18 protein-coding genes and 5 pseudogenes are annotated in these 18,557 nt (G+C 70.6%); 7 read left to right on the forward strand and 16 right to left on the reverse strand.

Annotated elements, in window-relative coordinates:
- The 8 genes and pseudogenes from ACZ5TL_RS19790 to ACZ5TL_RS19825 form a co-directional block, all read right to left on the reverse strand.
- A partial coding sequence (locus ACZ5TL_RS19790; RefSeq protein ID WP_468591243.1) for a transposase occupies window positions 1-242 on the reverse strand: 242 nt, incomplete at its 3' end.
- A gap of 66 nt (window positions 243-308) precedes the next feature.
- Window positions 309-404 (reverse strand): annotated as a pseudogene (locus ACZ5TL_RS19795) (transposase family protein); the annotation flags it as partial.
- A gap of 462 nt (window positions 405-866) precedes the next feature.
- Complete coding sequence (locus ACZ5TL_RS19800) at window positions 867-1,286, reverse strand: nuclear transport factor 2 family protein (protein WP_468591244.1); 420 nt, start codon at window positions 1,284-1,286, stop codon at window positions 867-869.
- A 5-nt stretch (window positions 1,287-1,291) separates the two neighbouring features.
- Complete coding sequence (locus tag ACZ5TL_RS19805; protein ID WP_468591245.1) at window positions 1,292-2,098, reverse strand: MBL fold metallo-hydrolase; 807 nt, start codon at window positions 2,096-2,098, stop codon at window positions 1,292-1,294.
- Window positions 2,099-2,123: 25 nt separating this feature from the next.
- Window positions 2,124-2,750, reverse strand: coding sequence for a DsbA family protein (locus ACZ5TL_RS19810; RefSeq protein WP_468591247.1), 627 nt, complete (start codon window positions 2,748-2,750; stop codon window positions 2,124-2,126).
- Window positions 2,751-2,912: 162 nt separating this feature from the next.
- Window positions 2,913-3,443 carry a MarR family winged helix-turn-helix transcriptional regulator gene (locus ACZ5TL_RS19815; protein ID WP_468591248.1) on the reverse strand — a complete coding sequence of 177 codons (531 nt, stop codon included), beginning with the start codon at window positions 3,441-3,443 and terminating at the stop codon, window positions 2,913-2,915.
- A gap of 187 nt (window positions 3,444-3,630) precedes the next feature.
- A complete protein-coding gene (locus tag ACZ5TL_RS19820) occupies window positions 3,631-4,284 on the reverse strand; it encodes an NAD(P)-dependent oxidoreductase (protein ID WP_468591250.1) in 654 nt (217 codons plus the stop codon).
- Between the two features lie 41 nt (window positions 4,285-4,325).
- On the reverse strand, window positions 4,326-4,829 hold the full coding sequence (locus tag ACZ5TL_RS19825) for an allene oxide cyclase barrel-like domain-containing protein (protein ID WP_468591251.1): 504 nt from the start codon (window positions 4,827-4,829) through the stop codon (window positions 4,326-4,328).
- A gap of 125 nt (window positions 4,830-4,954) precedes the next feature.
- Here ACZ5TL_RS19825 and ACZ5TL_RS19830 point away from each other — a divergent pair, with 125 nt between their 5' ends.
- A complete protein-coding gene (locus tag ACZ5TL_RS19830) occupies window positions 4,955-5,392 on the forward strand; it encodes a MarR family winged helix-turn-helix transcriptional regulator (protein ID WP_468591253.1) in 438 nt (145 codons plus the stop codon).
- A gap of 295 nt (window positions 5,393-5,687) precedes the next feature.
- Here the strand turns inward: ACZ5TL_RS19830 and ACZ5TL_RS19835 are convergent, their stop codons facing one another.
- On the reverse strand, window positions 5,688-6,002 hold the full coding sequence (locus ACZ5TL_RS19835; RefSeq protein ID WP_468591254.1) for a 3-hydroxyacyl-CoA dehydrogenase NAD-binding domain-containing protein: 315 nt from the start codon (window positions 6,000-6,002) through the stop codon (window positions 5,688-5,690).
- A gap of 157 nt (window positions 6,003-6,159) precedes the next feature.
- On the opposite strand from ACZ5TL_RS19835, the pseudogene ACZ5TL_RS19840 reads away from it, so the two are divergent.
- A pseudogene (locus ACZ5TL_RS19840) lies at window positions 6,160-6,552 on the forward strand (GNAT family N-acetyltransferase); the annotation flags it as partial.
- A 749-nt stretch (window positions 6,553-7,301) separates the two neighbouring features.
- Here the strand turns inward: ACZ5TL_RS19840 and ACZ5TL_RS19845 are convergent.
- Genes ACZ5TL_RS19845 through ACZ5TL_RS19855 form a run of 3 tightly spaced genes read right to left on the reverse strand, consistent with a single transcriptional unit; the run spans window position 7,302 to window position 10,158 of the window.
- The gene (locus ACZ5TL_RS19845) at window positions 7,302-8,480 is read right to left on the reverse strand and encodes a DSD1 family PLP-dependent enzyme (RefSeq protein ID WP_468591256.1); all 1,179 of its coding nucleotides are present in this window, start codon (window positions 8,478-8,480) and stop codon (window positions 7,302-7,304) included.
- On the reverse strand, window positions 8,477-9,481 hold the full coding sequence (locus tag ACZ5TL_RS19850) for an ornithine cyclodeaminase family protein (protein ID WP_468591257.1): 1,005 nt from the start codon (window positions 9,479-9,481) through the stop codon (window positions 8,477-8,479). The genes ACZ5TL_RS19845 and ACZ5TL_RS19850 overlap by 4 nt, the downstream gene beginning before the upstream one ends.
- On the reverse strand, window positions 9,478-10,158 hold the full coding sequence (locus ACZ5TL_RS19855) for a helix-turn-helix transcriptional regulator (RefSeq protein WP_468591566.1): 681 nt from the start codon (window positions 10,156-10,158) through the stop codon (window positions 9,478-9,480). The genes ACZ5TL_RS19850 and ACZ5TL_RS19855 overlap by 4 nt, the downstream gene beginning before the upstream one ends.
- A gap of 135 nt (window positions 10,159-10,293) precedes the next feature.
- Here ACZ5TL_RS19855 and ACZ5TL_RS19860 point away from each other — a divergent pair.
- Together ACZ5TL_RS19860 and ACZ5TL_RS19865 are read left to right on the forward strand one after the other, a co-directional pair.
- Window positions 10,294-10,515, forward strand: a pseudogene (locus ACZ5TL_RS19860) (ATP-binding protein); the annotation flags it as partial.
- Window positions 10,516-10,706: 191 nt separating this feature from the next.
- Window positions 10,707-10,817: pseudogene (locus ACZ5TL_RS19865) on the forward strand (hydroxymethylbilane synthase); the annotation flags it as partial.
- Between the two features lie 714 nt (window positions 10,818-11,531).
- On the opposite strand, the gene ACZ5TL_RS19870 reads toward ACZ5TL_RS19865, so the two are convergent.
- Together ACZ5TL_RS19870 and ACZ5TL_RS19875 are read right to left on the reverse strand one after the other, a co-directional pair.
- On the reverse strand, window positions 11,532-12,407 hold the full coding sequence (locus tag ACZ5TL_RS19870; RefSeq protein WP_468591259.1) for an undecaprenyl-diphosphate phosphatase: 876 nt from the start codon (window positions 12,405-12,407) through the stop codon (window positions 11,532-11,534).
- Window positions 12,408-12,743: 336 nt separating this feature from the next.
- Window positions 12,744-13,535, reverse strand: coding sequence for a TVP38/TMEM64 family protein (locus ACZ5TL_RS19875; RefSeq protein WP_468591261.1), 792 nt, complete (start codon window positions 13,533-13,535; stop codon window positions 12,744-12,746).
- Window positions 13,536-13,881: 346 nt separating this feature from the next.
- On the opposite strand from ACZ5TL_RS19875, the gene tuf reads away from it, so the two are divergent.
- The gene (tuf, locus tag ACZ5TL_RS19880; RefSeq protein WP_468591262.1) at window positions 13,882-15,051 is read left to right on the forward strand and encodes an elongation factor Tu; all 1,170 of its coding nucleotides are present in this window, start codon (window positions 13,882-13,884) and stop codon (window positions 15,049-15,051) included.
- Window positions 15,052-15,163: 112 nt separating this feature from the next.
- Window positions 15,164-16,009: a spermidine synthase gene (locus tag ACZ5TL_RS19885; protein WP_468591264.1), complete on the forward strand. Its 846-nt coding sequence runs from the start codon at window positions 15,164-15,166 to the stop codon at window positions 16,007-16,009.
- Between the two features lie 398 nt (window positions 16,010-16,407).
- Here the strand turns inward: ACZ5TL_RS19885 and ACZ5TL_RS19890 are convergent, their stop codons facing one another.
- Window positions 16,408-17,412, reverse strand: a complete 1,005-nt coding sequence (locus ACZ5TL_RS19890) for a DUF8017 domain-containing protein (RefSeq protein ID WP_468591266.1) — start codon at window positions 17,410-17,412, stop codon at window positions 16,408-16,410.
- Window positions 17,413-17,576: 164 nt separating this feature from the next.
- Here ACZ5TL_RS19890 and ACZ5TL_RS19895 point away from each other — a divergent pair, with 164 nt between their 5' ends.
- Complete coding sequence (locus ACZ5TL_RS19895; protein ID WP_468591268.1) at window positions 17,577-18,029, forward strand: DUF4442 domain-containing protein; 453 nt, start codon at window positions 17,577-17,579, stop codon at window positions 18,027-18,029.
- A gap of 51 nt (window positions 18,030-18,080) precedes the next feature.
- Here ACZ5TL_RS19895 and ACZ5TL_RS19900 read toward each other — a convergent pair.
- Window positions 18,081-18,419, reverse strand: a pseudogene (locus ACZ5TL_RS19900) (UTP--glucose-1-phosphate uridylyltransferase); the annotation flags it as partial.
- Between the last annotated feature and the right edge of the window lie 138 nt (window positions 18,420-18,557).

An 18,557-nucleotide genomic window follows, 5' to 3' on the forward strand; every position in this document is an offset into this window, starting at 1 on the left:
TGCTCACGGTTCTGCCGCCGCAGCCGACGCAGTTCCTCGCGCTCCGCGCTCGTGAGCTCGCCCGGCGCCCCCTGCCCGCGGTCGATCGTGTCCTGTTTGACCCAGTTCCGCAGGCCCTCGGCGCTGACCCCGATCTCCCGGGCCACCTCGGTGACGGTCTTGCCGGAGGAGCGGACCAGCGCGACCGCGTCGCGCTTGAACTCCTCCGAGTACCGCCTGCTGCGGTTGCTCTTGCTTCCCACCTGGCACTACTTCCTCTGGAACCTCACGTCCCAGTCTCCAGGTGTCCAACATCAAGGGGAAGCTTCAGCGGCGGCTGTCACCCCGTGCTCGCGACAGGACACCCGCGGCGCCTCGGCCTCCAGGAACACCCGGATCTCGCCGTGGTCCAGGTCGCGCCACCGAACGGCCGTGAGCGCGCCTGCCGCGAGGAAGTGACGCCTCTTCATGGGCATGTCTAGCGCTCCCCGTTGATGGTGGGGTGAGAGTGCGCACAGGAGAGGGCGCCGCGTGTCGGCCTCTCACGTCTTCGCGGTGGTGCTGGTTGCGGTACGGCCACCAGCACCACCGGGTGCGCGTACGTCCGGAGGGCGTGGTTGATCGTGGTTGCGACGTTCATCGCACGACGACGGTCGGTCCCGGCTGCCCCCCGTCGGCCGGACCGGGAAGGCATCGGGGAGTGATTCCGGCGACGTGCGGGCGCGTTTCTCCGCCGTGCCGGTCGCCGTCCCGGGGACGGTTTCGTCGCGCGGGCCGCTGACATCGGCGGCGGAGGTGTCGCGGAAGACGGTGCCGTGCCGTTGCCGCCGGTGGACCTCACTGTCTTCCCGGCCTTGTGTGAGTTCGCCTGTGGGGCGCTGTCACAGCTACGTCATGGCGTCGCGAACCTTGGCGGTGTCGACGAACTGTTCGAAGCGGACGATGAGTCCGCCGCGGACCACGAAGTGGTGGGCGACGCGCACGTCGATCGGCTTGCCGGTGGCCTTGTTGGTCGCGGTGTAGCGGGCGAGGACGACGACGTTCTCGCCCTCGGCGACATAGGTGTCGTCGTGCGCGGTCCAGTCGTCCCACTCCTTGCCCAGCTGCTCCATCACGTTGGCGGTGACCCCGTCGGGGGTGCGGTAGGTGCCGGCGAGAGGGAAGCCGGCCATCTCCTTCCACTCCACGTCCGGGGCGAGGGTGGCGCGCAGGGCGGCCAGGTCGCCGGCCGCGGAGGCCAGGTACTGGCGGCGGACCACGTCGGCGGGGGCCGTGGAGGTCGCGAAGTCGGTGTGCTCGTACGTCATGACACTCAGCCCCACTTCATCTCGCCCTTGGCGACCTTCGCCCCGAGCTGGGCGGCGATCAGCATGCCGTTGTCGGGGTAGCGCTTGACGAGCGCCTCGGTCAGCGCGGCGCCGTCGGCCGCCTTGCCGAGCTCCTCCTCGAAGGCGACGAGGTAGTCGCGGGTGGCGGTGATGGCCGAGGCATCGGCCGCCGTGCCGGGCAGACGGTGGCCGGGGACGACCAGCTCCGGCTGGAGGGAGGCCATCTCGTCCAGCAGGTCGATCCAGGCGGAGCGGTCCTCGGGGGTGGGGGTGTCGGCGACCCAGACGTGTTCCTGCTGGAAGAGCAGGACGCCTCCGAGGAGGGCACGGTGCTCGGCCTGCCACAGGTAGTGGCGGTCGGGCAGGCCGGCCGGTCCGCCCTTGAGCTCGAAGCGGTGGCCCTCCAGGGTGAGGTCGCCGGTCAGCGGGGTGAGGTCGACCAGGCGGGTGGGCAGGTTCGGGCCGAGGGCCGCCCACGCCTTGAGCTTGCCCTCGTAGGAGTGCCGGATGTGCTCGATGACGATCGGGGTGGCGACGAAGGTGGCGTCGGGGAAAGCGTCGGCGAGGACCTCTGCTCCGAAGTAGAAGTCGGGGTCGCCGTGGCTGACGAAGACGGTGGTCAGCTTCTTGCCGGAGTCGAGGATCTCGGCGGCCAGGCGGTGGCCGTCGGCGCGGGTGAAGCCGGCGTCGACCAGCAGCGCCTCCTGCTCGCCGGTGACGAGCGTGGCGGTCTTGTTCTTGCTGCCGGCCGGGAATTCGAGGTCGAGGACCTTGAAGGAGAGGGTGCTCATGCGGGCCTCCTGGAGAGGACGGAGTTCAGTGGGTGGGGGCGATGGTGAGGGCGGCCAGTCGCCGGTCGATCTCGTCGGCGGTGGCATGGCCGTGGGCCAGGACGGCGACCCGGTCGCCGTCCTGGACGAGCAGGGTGGGAAAGCCGGTGACACCCAGCTCAGCACAGCGGTGGAAGTCGTCCGCCGCCGCGTTGTGCGTCTCGGGCGCGTCGAAGGCGGCGCCGACGGTGTCGGCGTCCAGACCGGCCTCCTCGGCGACCTTCCGGTAGGTCGCGGGGTCGGAGAGGCTGAGGCCGTCGACGTAGAAGGCCCGCTGGAGGGCGGCGGCCAGTTCCGCCGCGCGGTCGGGGACCGCCCGGCGCAGGGCGACGACGCCGCGCGCGGCGGCCTCGGAGTCCATCACGAACGATCCGTCGGCGATCAGACGCTCGTAGCCCGCGCCGAACTCGGCGCCGGTCAGCTCGGCGATCTGGGCGTTGGCGCCCTGGACGTAGCCGAACTCGCGGATCGGCACCCGGCGCAGCCCGGTGAACAGACCACCGGAGACCACCTCGACCGGCAGGGCGGGATGACGGGAGACGACCTCGCGCAGCGTTCCGGAGAACCCGTGCGACCAGCCGCAGTAGGCGTCGAAGGCGTAGACGAGCTTCATCGAAAGTCCCAACGAAGGTGTGGGCGCCCACTGAACGCGAGTGGTTCGCCTGAGGAAACAGTAACTGATGTGTCAGGTATTTTTGGACGGCCAGCCACATTCCCTGCGATCCCGCTGTCATTGCATCGATGAAGCGGTCCGGCCGCAGCCCGGAGGGGTCGTTCAGGGCAGGCGGGGCAGCACGTCCCGTGCGGAGTGGCTCAGGATTCGCAGGTTCTCGGCGAACCGCTCCCGGTCCTCGGGCGGCAGCGGCGCCAGGAAGTAACGCCGGATGTTCTCCACGTGCACCCGGGACGCCCGCACGGTGGTCTCCTCTCCCAACCGGGTCAGCCGTACCAGCCGCCCGCGTCTGTCGCCGGGGTCCTCGGCGCGCTCCACCAGTCCGGCCGCCTCCATCCGGTCCACCAGGCGCGTCGCCCCGCCTGTGGTCAGCACCTGCTCCTGGGCGATGGCCCGCATCGACAGCCCGGGATCGCCGGCCCGCCCGAGGATGAGCAGCACCTCGAACATCAGATGGCTGATGCCGCACTCCAGCTCCAGCGACCGCCCGAGGATGTACTCCAGCCGGTTCGCCGCCCCCTGCAACCGTCCGAATGCCAGCACCAGCGCATTGTCCGCGGCCTCCTTCGACGACGAGATCTCCGTCGACTCTTCCACGTTCCCCCCACCCAACTGGTCCTCCACACCATGCATCCACCGATCATGCCTCGTGCGCCATCGGGGCGCTCACCGTGCCGGAACATGTCAGCCACCGACTCTCGGAGCACACCGCCCAGGTGCACGGACCGGCCGGGAAGCGGAAGATCCGAAGTCTTACCCGTGTCGCCTTGGCGCTGCCGGCCGGTATGACGTCGAGGCGGACGCCCTCGTGAGACGTCCGTCAGTACGCGACGGTGATGCGGCAGCGGATCGCCGTGCTCTTCTCGGCCTCGTCGACGAGGGCGACCGCGTAGTCCTCGGCGCTGATGAAGCTGGTGCCGTCCTCCGCGATGAGCAGGTCGTCGCCGCCGAGGCGGAAGGTGCCGGTGCGCTCGCCGGGGGCGATCTCGTCGGCCGGGGAGACGTACGTCCAGTCGAGGGCGTTGCCCACCTCGGCGCGCAGCAGGCGCAGCACCTCGCGCTGGGCGAGCGCCTCGGCCTTGTAGATCGCGGGGAAGTCCGGGGTGTCGACCCGGTCCTGGCCCGAGGCGGTCTTCAGGCTGCCGGCCCCTCCGACCACCAGCAGGCGGTGCACGCCCGCGATGCGCAGCCCATCGACCAGGGACGTGTACGTCGTCAGTAGCGGGGCGACCGGGTCGGAGCCGTCGCGGGGCGGGGAGACGGCGGAGATGACGACGTCGTGTCCGGCGGCGGCCTGGGCGACCTTGCCCGGCGCGGTGGCGTCCAGGGCGTGGACGGTCAGCGCCTGGTGCTCCGGCAGGCTGTCCGCGCGGCCCGAGCGGGTGGCGGCGGTGACCTCGTGGCCGCGGCCGAGTGCTTCCGCCGTGACGCGGGAGCCGATCATGCCGGTGGCGCCGATCAGGAGGATCCTCACGGGTGACTCCGTTCGTGCTCGTTGCGTATGCGTGGGTGTGGTCAGCGCTGGATCTGGAAGGTGACCTTCGCCCGCTCCATCGTCTCCTGCAGGACGCGCACCTCTCCGGAGGCGTTCTTGTACCTGCCGGTGCCGCCCGTGATGGCGAACTTCTCGTCGAAGACGGGTCCGGAGGCGGAGAGCTTGGCCGTGCCGGACGTGGCGATCTTGCCGCCGGGCAGCTCGTAGACGAAGGTCAGCAGCTCGGCGGTGCGTGGCTTGGCGTCGGTGGAGATGCCGACGAAGCTGCTGGTGCCCAGCTTGCGGCCGTCGCGGCCGGTGAGGTCGCCGGTCCCGATCAGCTGGTCGCCGAGGGCGGAGTCGGCGGGGGCGACGTCGACCAGGTTGACCGCGGTGCCCTTCTCCACGGCCTCGATGGTGATGGTGCGGTGTCCGTGCGAGACGGGAGCGGCGTCCGCCGAAGCGGGCGCCAGGGTCAGGCCGAGGGTGAGGGCGCCGGCCGTGGCGGCGGCGACGCCGAACGCGGTGAGGGTGCGCTTGCGCATGATCGGGCTCCACATCTGTGGGGGCGTACAGAGAAAAGTACCTGCCGACGCAGACAATATCTCTGCCTATGCAGATATTGCAACAGCAGCTTCTTCCGCTCTCGGTTTTCTGTCATCCTCGTGGGGTGAACGAGCACCTGCTGAACGACGACGATGTGACGCTCTACGGCCTGTTCGTGGAGGCGTTCGCTCGCCTCAAGCCCCGTGTGCACCGCGACCTGGGAGTCCCGGACACCTGGTTCGAGGTGCTGCTGCGACTGGGCCGTACCCCCGGCCACCGGCTGCGCATGACGGACCTGGCGGAGGCCGTGTCCTTCAGCTCGGGGGGCTTCACCCGGCTCGCCGACCGCATGGCGGAGGAGGGGCTGATCCGCCGCGACCCCGACCCCGCCGACCGGCGAGCCGCACTCGCCGCACTGACCGACAAGGGCGCCGAAGCGCTCGACCACGCCCTGACCGCTCACGTCCACCATCTCCGCAGCCACGTCACCGGACCGCTCTCATCCGAGGACCGCCGCCACCTGGAACGCATCCTGCGCACGCTCCGCGACGCCAACGAGTGAGTTCCTCGCGGGAGTGCGGTTGCGTCGGGCACGGCGGCAACTTCCTGCTGACACTCCTCGTCGGAGTGCTGACAGATCGGCGCGGCTCACTCTCGGCAGAGGAAGGCAGGAAGGATCAGTGTGGGCGCATTCATCCGCTCCGGCTCAGCGAGGCGGACACGGAAGCGCAGGTTGTCGACGCCGGCGCGACTTGCACGTCATGGCCGAGGATCAGGCGTGTCGATGTCCTCCACGGAGGCGTGGCCGGACTCCAGCAGCCGGATCGCCGAGAGAAGGTATGGCACGAGCAGGGCGTTCACCCGAACCCGGCGCGGTCCTGCGCGCCGGTCACCTTCTTGTCCAGCACTCCGGTGACGAACTGCTCTGCACATGCCTCTGCTTGAGGAGCCGTCAGCAGCGACGGCACGATCTCGACCAGCTCCAGCTCCAGCACGGGATTGAAGAAGCGCACCCCGATCACCTGCTGCGGGCGGGTCGTGGCCGTGCCCCGTTTCATGATGGGGAGAGAGGAGGTGTTCGATGTCAGGAGGGCGTCCTCGCGAGTGACGATCCGGTCGAACTCGGCGAACAGCTCGACCCTGACCGTCTCGTCCTCCGTGGCCGCCTCCACCACCAGGTCCCGGTCAGCGAGATCCGTGAGATCACTGTGAGAGCGGCACTCGATGAGAAGCCCCGCCGGTGCGGCCCGCGGGGCTTCCGAATAGGCGGGTTACAGCGTCCGGCGCGGGCGCCGTTGCACTCGGTGTCCCTTTTGGAAGCACCCGTTAGGCGCCTACGAGGGTAAGTACGCAGCAGCGGTCGCGGGCTACCGGGTAGGTCCTGATTACATCGAGGCCCACCGCGCCTTCGTGGCCGTCGGCGCCGACGAGCCCGGAGGCCGGGTCCTCGGGTTCTACTCGCTCGTCCTCGCTCCACCGGAGCCCGACCCGCTGTTCGTCGCTGACGAAGCGCAAGCACGGGGTATTGGACGACTGCTCGTCGCGCACATGCACTCCGAGGCCCGTGCCGCCGGGCTCGACTGCGTCAAGGTCGTGTCGCATCTTCCCGCCGAGGACTTCTACCACCGCGCCGGTGCAGTGCGGACCGGGACCGCGCTCGCGAACCCGCCCGCCGTGCCGTGGGATGCTCCCGAATTCGAGTTTCGCATTCCTTCGGAATGACGCGGTGTGCCGGTTGGCGGGCCACCAGCTTCGCCTGCATGGTGGCCGGCATGCAGGAGCCGCTGGAGCCGCGCGCTCCGTGTGTGCCGTCGCCTCTGCCCTGGCTGGGTGATCGCTTGCGGCAGCGGCCTCCCCCGGCGACTCCCTCGCCTCAGGCACTCTCAGGGCCATCGAAATCGCGTACACCTCGGCTCGCTCCGCACACGATCGAGGTCGGACGCGTAAATACGCAGTTCACACATCAGCGAAATTGGAGGTAGCCACAGCCCTTGCCCCGTGGAGCCTGGCCGACCGGCGTCGGTGCGGCCCGCGGTGGAGCGGATCGGCGGGAGGCTCCGGACGGGGGCATCAGGGCCTGACTGTCGTGTGTGTTGGCCAGGTCCGACTCGGCGTTCGGGTCGTCGTGGGCGTCGACGATGGCGATGGTCCTGCCGGAGCCGCTGGCGGAGGCGGCGGAGGTCAGGCCAGTAGGCCGACTGCAGATCGCTGGGGCCATAGCCGGTGGGGGAGTCCGCGGCGGTGTTCGGCCGGATGGTCTGGGGTGCGATGCCCTTCCTCGCTGCCTGCTCTTCCTGGAAGGCGGTGGTGCCGCTGGTGACGCGCAGTGCGTTGCAGGATGCGTAGCCCGTCTTCGGGGTTTTCGGCGCACTGCAGCTCTCCAGGGCGGTGAAGTACGTGCACGCCGCGCATCCGGACAAGGCCCTGCCCGGCATCCGCTGACGGGGCGGCTGGTCCGGTGTACTTGCTGGTCACCAGCCGGTGACGCGCTGCCAGATGTCCTGGATCGCCGGTGTGGTGTTCGTGGTTCGGGTGCCGTCGATGACGTGGTAGCCCTGGTGCTGGGCGGCGGTGGCGCAGGCGTGGTTGGGCAGGATGCGCAGACGGGTGCCGACGGGCAGGTCGGGCACGCGGGCGCCGTCGCGGGTGGTGAGGGTGCCGTGTTCCTGGCTTGCGGCCGTCATGATCAGGTCCGGGACGAGAGTGCCGTCCAGGTCGGTGACCAGGCCGTATCCCTGGTCCTGCGCCTGGACGGCAGTGCCGCGGTCGCGGGACATGGCCATCCAGCCGCCGTCGGTGACGATCCAGCCGTGTTCGGGGCGGTGGCCGATGACGGTGACGACGACCGACAGGGCGATGTCCTCGATGCGGCAGACGCCGATGCCGGCCATCACCAGGTCGAAGAAGACGTAGTTGCCGGCGCGCAGTTCGGTGACGCCGGTGAGGTCCTCGGCCGCGTGGGCGGTGGGGGTGGAGCCGACGCTGACGGTGGCCACGGGCAGGCCGGCAGCGCGCAGCCGCTCTGCCGAGACGACGGCGGTGTCGCGTTCGTTCTTCGCTGCCAGGCGCTGTTCCTCGCCGGTGTAGGTGAAGTACGACTCGCCCGCGTGGGTCAGCACTCCGTCCAGACAGCCCGCGTCATGCAGGATGCGGCCGATCTCGACGAGCTCGGATGCGTTGGGCTTGAGACCGCCGCGGTGGCCGTCGCAGTCGATCTCGATCTGGGCTGGGACGCGAAGGCCGGCCTTGCGGGAGGCTTGGGCGACGAACTCCGCCTGCTCGGTGCTGTCCAGCAGGATGCGCAGGGTGACGCCGCGGCGCAGCAGCTTGAGGACGCGCGGGAGTTTGTGGGGGTCGATGCCGACAGCGTAGGTGATGTCGGTGTAGCCGCCGTCGGCGAACGCCTCGGCCTCGGCGAGGGTGGAGACGGTGATGGGACAGGGGGTGCCGTGGTGCAGGAGGGCGGCGACATCGAGGCTCTTGGCCGTCTTCACGTGAGGGCGCAGGGCGACGTGAAGCCGGTCGGCCCTGATTGCCAGTCGTTCGATGTTGCGCCGCACCTTGTGGGCGTCGACGACGGCGAACGGGGTGTCGGGATCGGCCAGGGTCCGGGCGGTGCCGGGACCGGCGGCGGTTACTGGATTGTTCACAGGGAGATGTCCATCTTCTTCAGGAGGGCCAGGCCCAGATACAGGTCCTGCGCGCCGATTCCGGAGCTGTCGAAGACCGTGATGTCGCTGTCGTCCGTGCGTCCCGTGGCGCGTTGGGTGAGGACCTCGCCGAGCGGGATGAGGACCGTCTGGGCCGGGGCATGCTGGCTCTCGCCCATACGGCGGGCCTGTTCGGGAAGGTCGCAGAAGACACGGGCGCGGGCGAACAGTTCGGGCGGGAGTTCCCGCTTGCCGGGGGCGTCGGCGCCCATGCAGGAGACGTGGGTACCGGGGCGGACCCACGCAGCCTCGAACAGCGGCGGGGTATCGGCCCGGGCGGTCGTGGCGGTGACGATCACATCGGCCCGGGCACAGGCTTCTTCGGCGCCCACGCTCCGGGCGGTATGCCCCTGGGTTGCCAGTACCGCGGCCATCCGCTCGGCACGCTCGGCGGTGCGTCCCACAACCAGGATCTCACCGATGGGTCGGACGCGGCTGACGGCCGCCACCTCGTAGCCGGCCTGGTGGCCGGTGCCGAAGATGGCCAGCGTGGTGGTGTCGGCGCGGGCCAGCAGGTCGACGGCGAGGGCGTCGGCCGCGGCGGTCCGGTAGGCGTTCGCGGTGCCGACCTCCAGGACGGCCGCGATCCTGCCGATCGTCTGGTCCAACAGCAGCAGGGTGGAGTGGTGGCGCGGCAGCCCGTGCTCCGTGTTGCCCGGCCAGTAGGTACCGATCTTCACCCCGGCGTGGGTCGCGGACGCGGATGGCTTGAGGGTGAACTGGTTGCGCGGGTCGGACCCGTGCACGGCGAGACTGGGAAAGACCGTGCCGTCCACCGTCGCGGCGAAGGCGGCGCGGGCCGCTTCCAAGGCCAGATCCTCGTCCACGAGCACGGCGGTCTGCTCCTCAGTGATGTGCAGCAGAAGGCGCGCGGCCGGTGACGGGCCGGAGCCGGCCGAGGAAGCGGGCACGGGGCCAGTGGTGGATCCTGCGGCGTTCACGAAGTGCCCCTTCGCTTGGCGTAGTTGTAGATGGTCGCCCGGGACACGCCGAGCAGGTCCCCGATGGCCTGTGCCGCATCACGCGAGTCGAAATAGCCGTCCTGGTGCAGCTGCCGCACCAGTGCCTTCTTGTCCTCCCGCCCCAGCGACCGGGGAGTCGCTCCGCGCTCCGCGGCCAGTTCCTCCACCGCCTGGCGCAGCTCGCGTGCGCTGCGGTCCCGCAGGGTCTCCAGGGCCTGCCCGCGGTGCTCGGTCTCCGTTGCCACGAGGTTCGACAAAGCGAGCGTCACCGGTGACAGCACCGACACGTCGAGGTTCAGGCACAGAGCCGCGATGTACTCGCCGGCCGCGTTCTTGATCCCGATGGATGTGCTCTTCGCCGGGCGACCATCGGGGAACTGGTTGGGGTAGTTCTGGATCACGCTGGGGTAGCCGGAGTCCTCGATACGAGCCAGGCCCAGCTCTGTGACGGAGTCCCCGACCTCGCGGCCCGAAAGGTTGTTCTCGATCACTCGGATCGCGTGCTGCGGATCCCGCAGGTCATGCAGAACCACCTCGCACAGGCCCGGGAACATGCGGCCCAGCGCAACAGCGATCTTCTCGGCCTCACGGATGAGGTGCTCGTCCGCCTCGGCCGAGGCCGAGGTGACGACGCCCTCGCGTTCGCCCCTCTCCACACCATCAACAACATGTGCCACATGGCCCCCATCCTCAACCTGAACTAGATTCTTATTCTAGATCTAGATAATGAGTCTAGAAATCCTCTCGATGATTGTCCAGCAGCCCGTGGTTGGCGTTCCGTCCCGGCGGCGCCTGCGGACAAGCCGCTCATCGACGTGGCCCCTTACTGCGCCCCGCACCACTCGGCCACGATGCGGTCACTGGTCGGCGGTGGCCCGGGTGCCGCGCGGCCCGGCGCGGTGTCGCTTTCGCACCGGGGGGTGCTCTTCCTGGACGAGCACCCCTCGAGGACCAGGAAGTCCGCCAGCCTTGGTCAGGCTCCAGGTCGAAAAGGACAGGTCGTGTTCGGGCGGCCTGGACTTCCTGTCTTCTTGATCTCGCGGCGCTCGGGCAGGGTGAAGGTCTAGGGCCGGGGACGTCCTCGTACGGCTCCGCGACGAGGAGAAAGTTCCGATCGTCGTTTACTCGACCTCCGGGGAGTGGGCCGCGCTCCAGGCCCTCGGCACGACCGGAATGGTCGAGTACCTGGCGAGTCCGCGCCGAGCTGGCCGCGCTCCACCCGGACGTGCAGACGACGGTGCTTCCCGTGAAGACGACCGGCGACAAGTGGATGGGTGACCTCGCGAAGGTGGAGGGCAAAGGCGCCTTCACGAAGGGCGGAGCTCGGCGGCCGTTGTCGGTGGCCGCCGCACGGCACCCGGGAGCGGGGCGTGATGATCGTTCCCGCCTCGCCACGAGCCCGCTCCCGGGTGCCGGTGGACTACCTCCCGCACCGGGTGGCCGCCGTGACCGTGGAGACCGACACGGGGCCCTTGGAGGTCGTCAGGGTGTGCGTGTACCGTCCCGCGACCGGACGGAGGCGAAGGCCACCAGGAAGCGCACGTTCCTGGGACGCCTGGCCGCCGCGCTCCCCGCCGGGAAGGCTGGCCACCGCCTGGTCCTCGGGGGCTTCAACATCCTGGAGCCCACCCACGTCCCGCGATACGGACCTTCCAGGCGGGTACGGGTTCTGTACCGGGCTCGCCACGGCCGGGTACCGGGACGCCTTCCGCCTTCTGGCTCCGGACGCCCTGGAGTGTTCCTGGGTGGGGTACTGGCGACGGCTACCGCTACGCCCACGTCTCCGGGCCCCTCACGCGCCACGTGACGGGTTGCCGGAACGTGCACGAGCCGCACACCGACGGCCCGCACGGCAAGCCGTGCGGGCCCTTCCGTGTCATCCCCTGCTTTGCGGACGCACTCGTCCTAGTGGGGCGTATCCCGCCTCCCCGGTGGGAGATGAGTGGGAGACAAGTGGGAGATGATCATGGCGTGGTGCTGCAATCAGGCGCTAGAAAATGCTAGATAGCGCCACCTGTGCGGCCCCGCGTCAGCCCGCCGACTCGGCCGCGTGGGGGCTCAGCGCACCCATGCTGACCAGCACGATGATGACGATGCCGAGGACGATGCGGTAGTAGACGAACGGCATGAAGCTCCTGGTCGAGATGAACTTCATGAACCATGCGATCACGGCGTATCCCACGCCGAAGGCGATGACCGTCGCGAAGATCGTCGGCCCCCACGAGACGTGGCCGCCCTCGGTGGCGTCCTTGAGCTCGAACAGGCCGGATGCCAGCACCGCGGGGATGGCGAGCAGGAAGGAGTAGCGGGCCGCGGCCTCCCGCTTGTAGCCCATGAACAGGCCGCCGCTGATGGTGGCGCCGGAGCGGGAGACGCCCGGGACGAGCGCCAGGGCCTGGCAGACGCCGTAGATCAGGCCGTCCCGCACTCCCAGGTCCTCCAGGGCCTTGCGCTGCTTGGGGGCGCGATGGCGGCCGCCGTTCTCGTCGCGCGCCGCGAGCCGGTCGGCGACGCCCAGGACGATGCCCATGCCGATCAGCATCGTCGCCGTGATCCGCAGGTCGCGGAACGGCCCCTCGATCTGGTCCTTCAGCGTCACGCCGAGCACGCCGATCGGGATCGAGCCGACGATCACGAGCCAGCCCATCCGCGCGTCGGGGTCACTGCGCAGCGCCTTGTTCGTGAGGGAGCGCGTCCACGCCGAGAGGATCCGCCCGATGTCCTTGCGGAAGTAGATCAGCACAGCGGCCTCGGTGCCGATCTGCGTGATCGCCGTGAAGGCCGCACCCGGGTCCTCCCAGCCCGAGAAGGCCGCCGTCAGCCGCAGGTGCGCGCTGGAGGAGACGGGGAGGAACTCGGTCAGCCCCTGGACGAGTCCGAGGATGAGTGATTCGAACCAAGACATGAGGTAACGGAGTCCAAGTGCCGATCGTGGGACGGACGACGGGCACACCGGGCCGCCGTTGTGATGAACGGGGGATCGTGCGTGCCGAGCAGGAAGCGTAGCGCCCCCGGAAGGCCTCCCGGACACAGGGGTTTGGAAGCCGCCCCCGAGCGGTGACGATCAGGCCGCCGGGGTCCGGTCACCGCTTGGTCGGCGGCGCCATCGCGCTCGGCGACGACACTGGTGCACGCGGGAGCGGGGCGCCCGGCACGCGCTGCCAGACCATGTGCGAGGAGGGCGGGCTCGCCCACGCCATGGTCGCGGGGACGTTGTGCGGCGGGCGGACCTGAAGATTCGTCAGAGCGCGCGCAGGCGGTGCCGCTTGCGCCAGGCCACCACCACGCCCGCCAGCGCGGGCAGGGCGATGCACGCCAGGGCGATCAGGAAGGCGGGGGACGTCGGGGTGGAGGCGCGGGCGCCGGCGACGGCGTAGGCGGCGGTGTTCGGGATCGAGCCGAGGCCCGTGGCCAGCAGGAACGGCAGCAGGCCCATACGGGAGACGGAGGCGCAGTAGTTCGCGGCCCAGAACGGCACACCGGGGAACAGCCGCACCGCCAGCATCGAACGGAAGCCGTGCCGGCTGAGCTGGCCGTCCGCCGCCTTCAGCCAGCGCCCCCGCAGCAACGGCCGCAGGGCGTCCTGCCCCAGTGACCGGCCCAGGCAGAAGGCGATCCCGGCCCCCAGCACCGTGCCCGACAGGGCCACACCGAGGCCCAGCTGCGAACCGAACAGCGCGCCCGCCGCGAGGTTCAGCAGCGGCCTCGGCACGAACGCCACGGTGCACACGCCGTACGCGACGGCGAACACCACCGCCGCCATGGCGCCGCCGAGCTGGGGCGGCCAGCCCTGCGTCAGCAGCCGCTGCGGCTCGAACAGCAGCACGCCGCACGCACCGGCGGCGAGCAGCGCGACGAGCAGGGACAAACGCGACCACGGGGAGAACAGAACTCTCGTGCAGCGAGCCGCGAAACCGGTGGGTACGGCGTGCGAGGCGGTCGTTGCCGGGGGAACGGCGACGGCGAGCTCCGCGGTGGTGGCCCGGGGAGAGGCCGTGGCGGTGCCCCCAGAGCGGGTGGTGGCATCGAGCATCCGGTGACACTAACCGACATATGTGTGTGATCGCCGTATGGTTCGTCTCACGACCGTCACCGGCCGCCGTGCGCACAGCCGTACGCAGGGCGGATGCGCGGGGCGGATGAAAACCATTCGACGTGCGGTGAGACGTCGGCGAGGATCGACGTCATGTTCCGGCACGCCTTCACCCTCGCAGCATCCGTGGTCACGGATGCCCCGAAGGCTGCCGTCGCCGTTCTCACGGCCGTTGCCGACGGCGCCCGAAGCTGACCCTCTCCGGTTCGTCCGGCGGCCCCGCAAGGGGAGGGTCGGGCAGGTCCTCGGGGTCCCACTCCATGACTAGACGCTTCGAGGTACAGCCATGTCCAAGACGGCCTACGTCCGCACGAAACCGCATCTCAACATCGGCACCATGGGCCATGTCGACCACGGCAAGACCACCCTGACCGCCGCCATCACCAAGGTCCTCGCCGACCGCGGCACCGGCGCGTTCGTGCCGTTCGACCGGATCGACCGGGCGCCCGAGGAGGCGGCGCGCGGCATCACCATCAACATCGCGCACGTCGAGTACGAGACCGACACCCGGCACTACGCGCACGTCGACATGCCGGGCCACGCCGACTACGTCAAGAACATGGTCACCGGCGCCGCGCAGCTGGACGGGGCGATCCTCGTCGTCTCCGCGCTCGACGGGATCATGCCGCAGACCGCCGAACACGTCCTGCTCGCCCGGCAGGTGGGCGTCGACCACGTCGTCGTCGCCCTCAACAAGGCCGACGCCGGGGACGAGGAGCTGACCGACCTGGTCGAGCTGGAGGTCCGCGAACTGCTCACGGCGCACGGCTACGGTGGTGACTCCGTGCCCGTGGTCCGGGTCTCCGGGCTGAAGGCGCTGGAGGGGGACCCGCGGTGGACGGCGTCGGTCGAGGCCCTGCTCGACGCGGTGGACACCTATGTGCCGATGCCGGAGCGGTATCTGGACGCGCCGTTCCTGCTGTCCGTGGAGAACGTGCTGACCATCACCGGGCGCGGGACCGTGGTGACCGGGGCCGTGGAGCGTGGTGTGGTGCGGGTCGGGGACCGGGTCGAGGTGCTCGGGGCGGACCTGGAGACCGTGGTGACCGGGCTGGAGACCTTCGGCAAGCCGATGGAGGAGGCGCAGGCCGGGGACAACGTGGCGTTGCTGCTGCGGGGAGTTCCCCGGGACGCCGTCCGGCGGGGGCACGTGGTGGCCGCGCCGGGAAGCGTGGTGCCGAGTCGTCGGTTCACGGCGCGGGTGTATGTGCTGTCCGCGCGCGAGGGCGGGCGTACGACGGCTGTCTCCAGCGGGTACCGGCCGCAGTTCTACATCCGTACGGCGGATGTGGTGGGGGACGTCGATCTCGGTGAGAGGGCTGTGGCGCGGCCCGGGGAGACGGTGGTGATGACCGTGGAGCTCGGACGGGACGTGCCGTTGGAGGCGGGGCTCGGGTTCGCCATGCGTGAGGGGGGCCGGACCGTGGGGGCGGGGACCGTGACCGCCGTCGCGTGATCGGTTCCCGCGGCGCGAGGGACGGCGGCCGGCAGTGCCCACGCGGCGCGTTCGCACCTCAGCACAGCCCCGCGCCCCTGAGGGGGCGCGGGGCCACCGGCACAATTAGAGGGTGAACGAGGCCATTCCCGTAACCCGCGACGTCGATCACGGCACCGCCAAGCTCATGCCCGACGTCGACCGGGAGCGGGCCTGGCTGCTGACCGTCGACGGGGCGCCGCAGTCGTATGTCGACCTGGACGATCCGGCGCATCTGGAGTTCGAGTACGCGCGGCGGCTCGGGCATGTGCTGGATGTACTGGCCGAGCCGGGGGCCGCGCTGGACGTGGTGCATCTCGGGGGTGGGGCGCTCACGCTGCCCCGGTACGTGGCCGTGACACGGCCCGGGTCGCGGCAGGAGGTCGTCGAGGCCGATCGCGGGCTGCTGGACCTGGTGGCCGAGCATCTGCCGTTGCCGGAGGGGGCCCGGGTCGCGCTGCACGCGGCGGACGCGCGGCGGTGGCTGGAGAACGCCGCCGGGGGCTCGGCCGATGTGATCGTCGCCGATGTGTTCGGCGGCTCGCGGGTCCCGGCGCATCTCACGTCGGTCGCCTATGTACGGGAGGCCGCGCGGGTCCTGCGGGGGAGTGGGGTCTACCTCGCCAATCTCCCCGATGCGGCGCCGTTCGGTTTCCTGCGGTCGCAACTCGCCACCTTGGCCACCGCCTTCGGGGAACTCGCGCTGATCGCCGAGCCGGGGGTGCTGCGGGGGCGGCGGTTCGGGAACGCGGTGCTCGTCGCCGGGCACGAGCCCGTCGACCTCGCTGCCCTGACCCGGCTCACGGCCGCCGACGCCTTCCCCGCCCGGGTCGAACACGGTGCCACGCTGCGGGAGTTCACCGGAGGGGCACGGGCCGTGCGGGACGAGGACGCCGTGCCCTCACCCGAGCCACCCGACGGGGCGTTCGGTATCGGCTGACGGGAGCGTGACGCGAGGGCGGCGATCGACGCCCTGCGCGAGGCAGTTCAGGGCGTTGGCCGCGACCCTCACATGGTGCCGGGGCAGCGGACGGCGCCGCCGGCCGCCACGGCGACGGCCGCCCGCACCGGTCCGCGACGGCGCCGCCGGTCAGCGGGAAGGGCACCAGCGGGAGCCCGTGCGCGCCGCCACCGGGCCGACGTCACGGCCCGCCCGCCTCGAGGCCCGTGCATGCCGCCGCGAGAACGAGGGCGCCGGGGCTGGTGACGACCGCGGCGGCGGTCAGCGGGGGTAGGCGTGGTCCGCCCCGGCGGTGCGGCGGGAGGTGGTGGTCGGCGCCCCGTGACCTCTCCGGAGCGGGGCAGGCCGGCCAGACGGCTGGGGCCGGCCCCGGCCGGTCACGATTCCGTGGGCGCTTCCTCGGTGAGGCGCACGGTGCTGAGGATCTTCTGGATGGTCGCCTCGGACAGCTCGTCCTTGACGCCCTTGGCGCCGAACAGGTTCCAGGTGACGAAGTCGCCCGCGCCGTTCTTGAACGCGAAGGTGATCGCCTTGCCCTCGCTGTCGCACTTGCCGTTCTGCGGGGTGTTCTCCGAATGCGCCGTGGCGACGCTGCCCTTGATGCCCGACTTGGTGGTGTACGGCTTGGGCTTGGTGAACTTCACGCTCTTCTTGTCGGGCTGGGTGTAGCCCCCGAAGATCCACCATGGCACGCGGGTCTCGGCCGCCATGTCCGAGTTCTTCGCGCCGTTCTCACCGCGGGTACCGGCGGTCACGAGGGCGGTGTCCTCCTCGCGGCCGTCCTTGTTCGTGTCGCTGGTGCACCATTTGGACTTCAGGTAGGCCGGGGCGGTGACGGTGGTGCGGTCCAGCTCACCGTCCTTCTTCTCCCATTCGAAGCCCACGCTCGTACCGGGGGTGTCGATCTCCCAGCCGGCGGGGACGTCGAACTTGGTGCCGAAGCGCGTGTTGACGACGACCTGCCAGCCCGGGACGGTCGCCTTCTCCGCCTCGCCGTCGCGCGGGTTGTCCTCGGAAGCCGAGGGGCTCGGCTCCTTGGAGGCGGTCGGGGGCGACTTCTTCTTGTCGTTCTTGCCCTCCGCCGTGTCGTCCTTGTCGCCGCCGAGTACCAGGAAGCCGGTCACCCCTGCCGCCACGACCACGGCGGTGGCGGCGATGACCGCGACCAGTTTCGTCCGGTTGCCGCCGCCACCGCCCTGCGGCGGCTGCGGCGCGCCGGCCGGCGCGGGAGTGCCCCACTGCGGCTGCTGGCCATAGGGGTTGGGCTGCTGCTGATAGCCCGGCTGCTGATACGGATTCGGCTGCTGGTACCCCGGCTGCTGGTACGGGTTGTTCGCTTGCGGGTTCTGCTCGCCCCCGGGCGGCTGCTGTCCTGGCCACATGAGCAGCCACCCTAGCCGCGCTCCGGACACGATTCGGTCACCGCCCGTGGACGGAGATGTAGCAACCCGGAGACAGCGCGGTGCGGGCGGATACGGTGCCAGCCGGTGCGGCGGTCGTCACACCGGCCTGGTCAGCCATCTCTACTCGTGAGTAACATGCGGTCATGAGCGCAGACCAGATGTCCATCGGCGAGATGCTCGCCGCCACGGTGCCCATGGCCCGGACCCTGAACCTCGAGTTCCTCGAGACCACGCCGGAGCGGGCGGTGGTCTCCCTGCCGGACCAGGGCGAGTACCACAACCACGTGGGCGGCCCGCACGCCGGTGCGATGTTCACGCTCGGCGAGTCCGCGAGCGGGGCGATCGTGCTGGCCGCGTTCGGGGACCAGCTCTCGCGCGCCGTGCCGCTCGCCGTCAGCGCCGAGATCGCCTACAAGAAGCTGGCGATGGGCGCCGTCACCGCCACCGCCACCCTGGGCCGCCCGGCCGCCGAGGTCGTCGCGGAACTGGACGCCGGTGAGCGGCCCGAGTTCCCGGTGGCCATCTCCATCCAGCGGGCCGACGGTGCCGTGACCGGCGAGATGACCGTCGTGTGGACGCTGCGGCCCAACGGCTGATCCGGCTGCCGCGTGTGCTCGAACCCCGGCGGGTGCCGGGGTTCGAGCGTGTCAGGCAGCGATGTCCCGCCGCGCGGGGCGCGCGCCGTCCAGCCCCGCGGCGAACTCCCTGAGCCATGCCGTGAGCTCCGGCCCCAGGTCGGGCCGGTCGCGGGCCAGCCGGACCACCGTGCGGAGGTAGCCGGCTGTGTCGCCGGTGTCGTAGCGCGAGCCCTTGAAGGCGACCCCGTGCACCATGCCGGCCGCGGCCAGTTCCTGGAGGGTGTCCGTCAGTTGCATCTCGCCGCCCCGGCCCGGCGGGGTGCGCTCCAGGACGCCGAAGACGGCCGGGTCGAGGACGTAGCGGCCGATGACGGCTTGCGGACGGTGTGGGCGGGGCGGCCGGGGTGGAAGGGTGGGGGGCGATCATGCGGCCCATGCTGGCGGGCGGAGCTGAGAGCACACCGAGAGCCGGATGGGAGCGCGCTGTGGAGTGGGAGATTTCGTGGACCAACCGCCTTTGAGTGCACACAACTTGAGGCCTTGAGC

It is taken from the genome of Streptomyces sp. NPDC033136 (assembly GCF_055578235.1).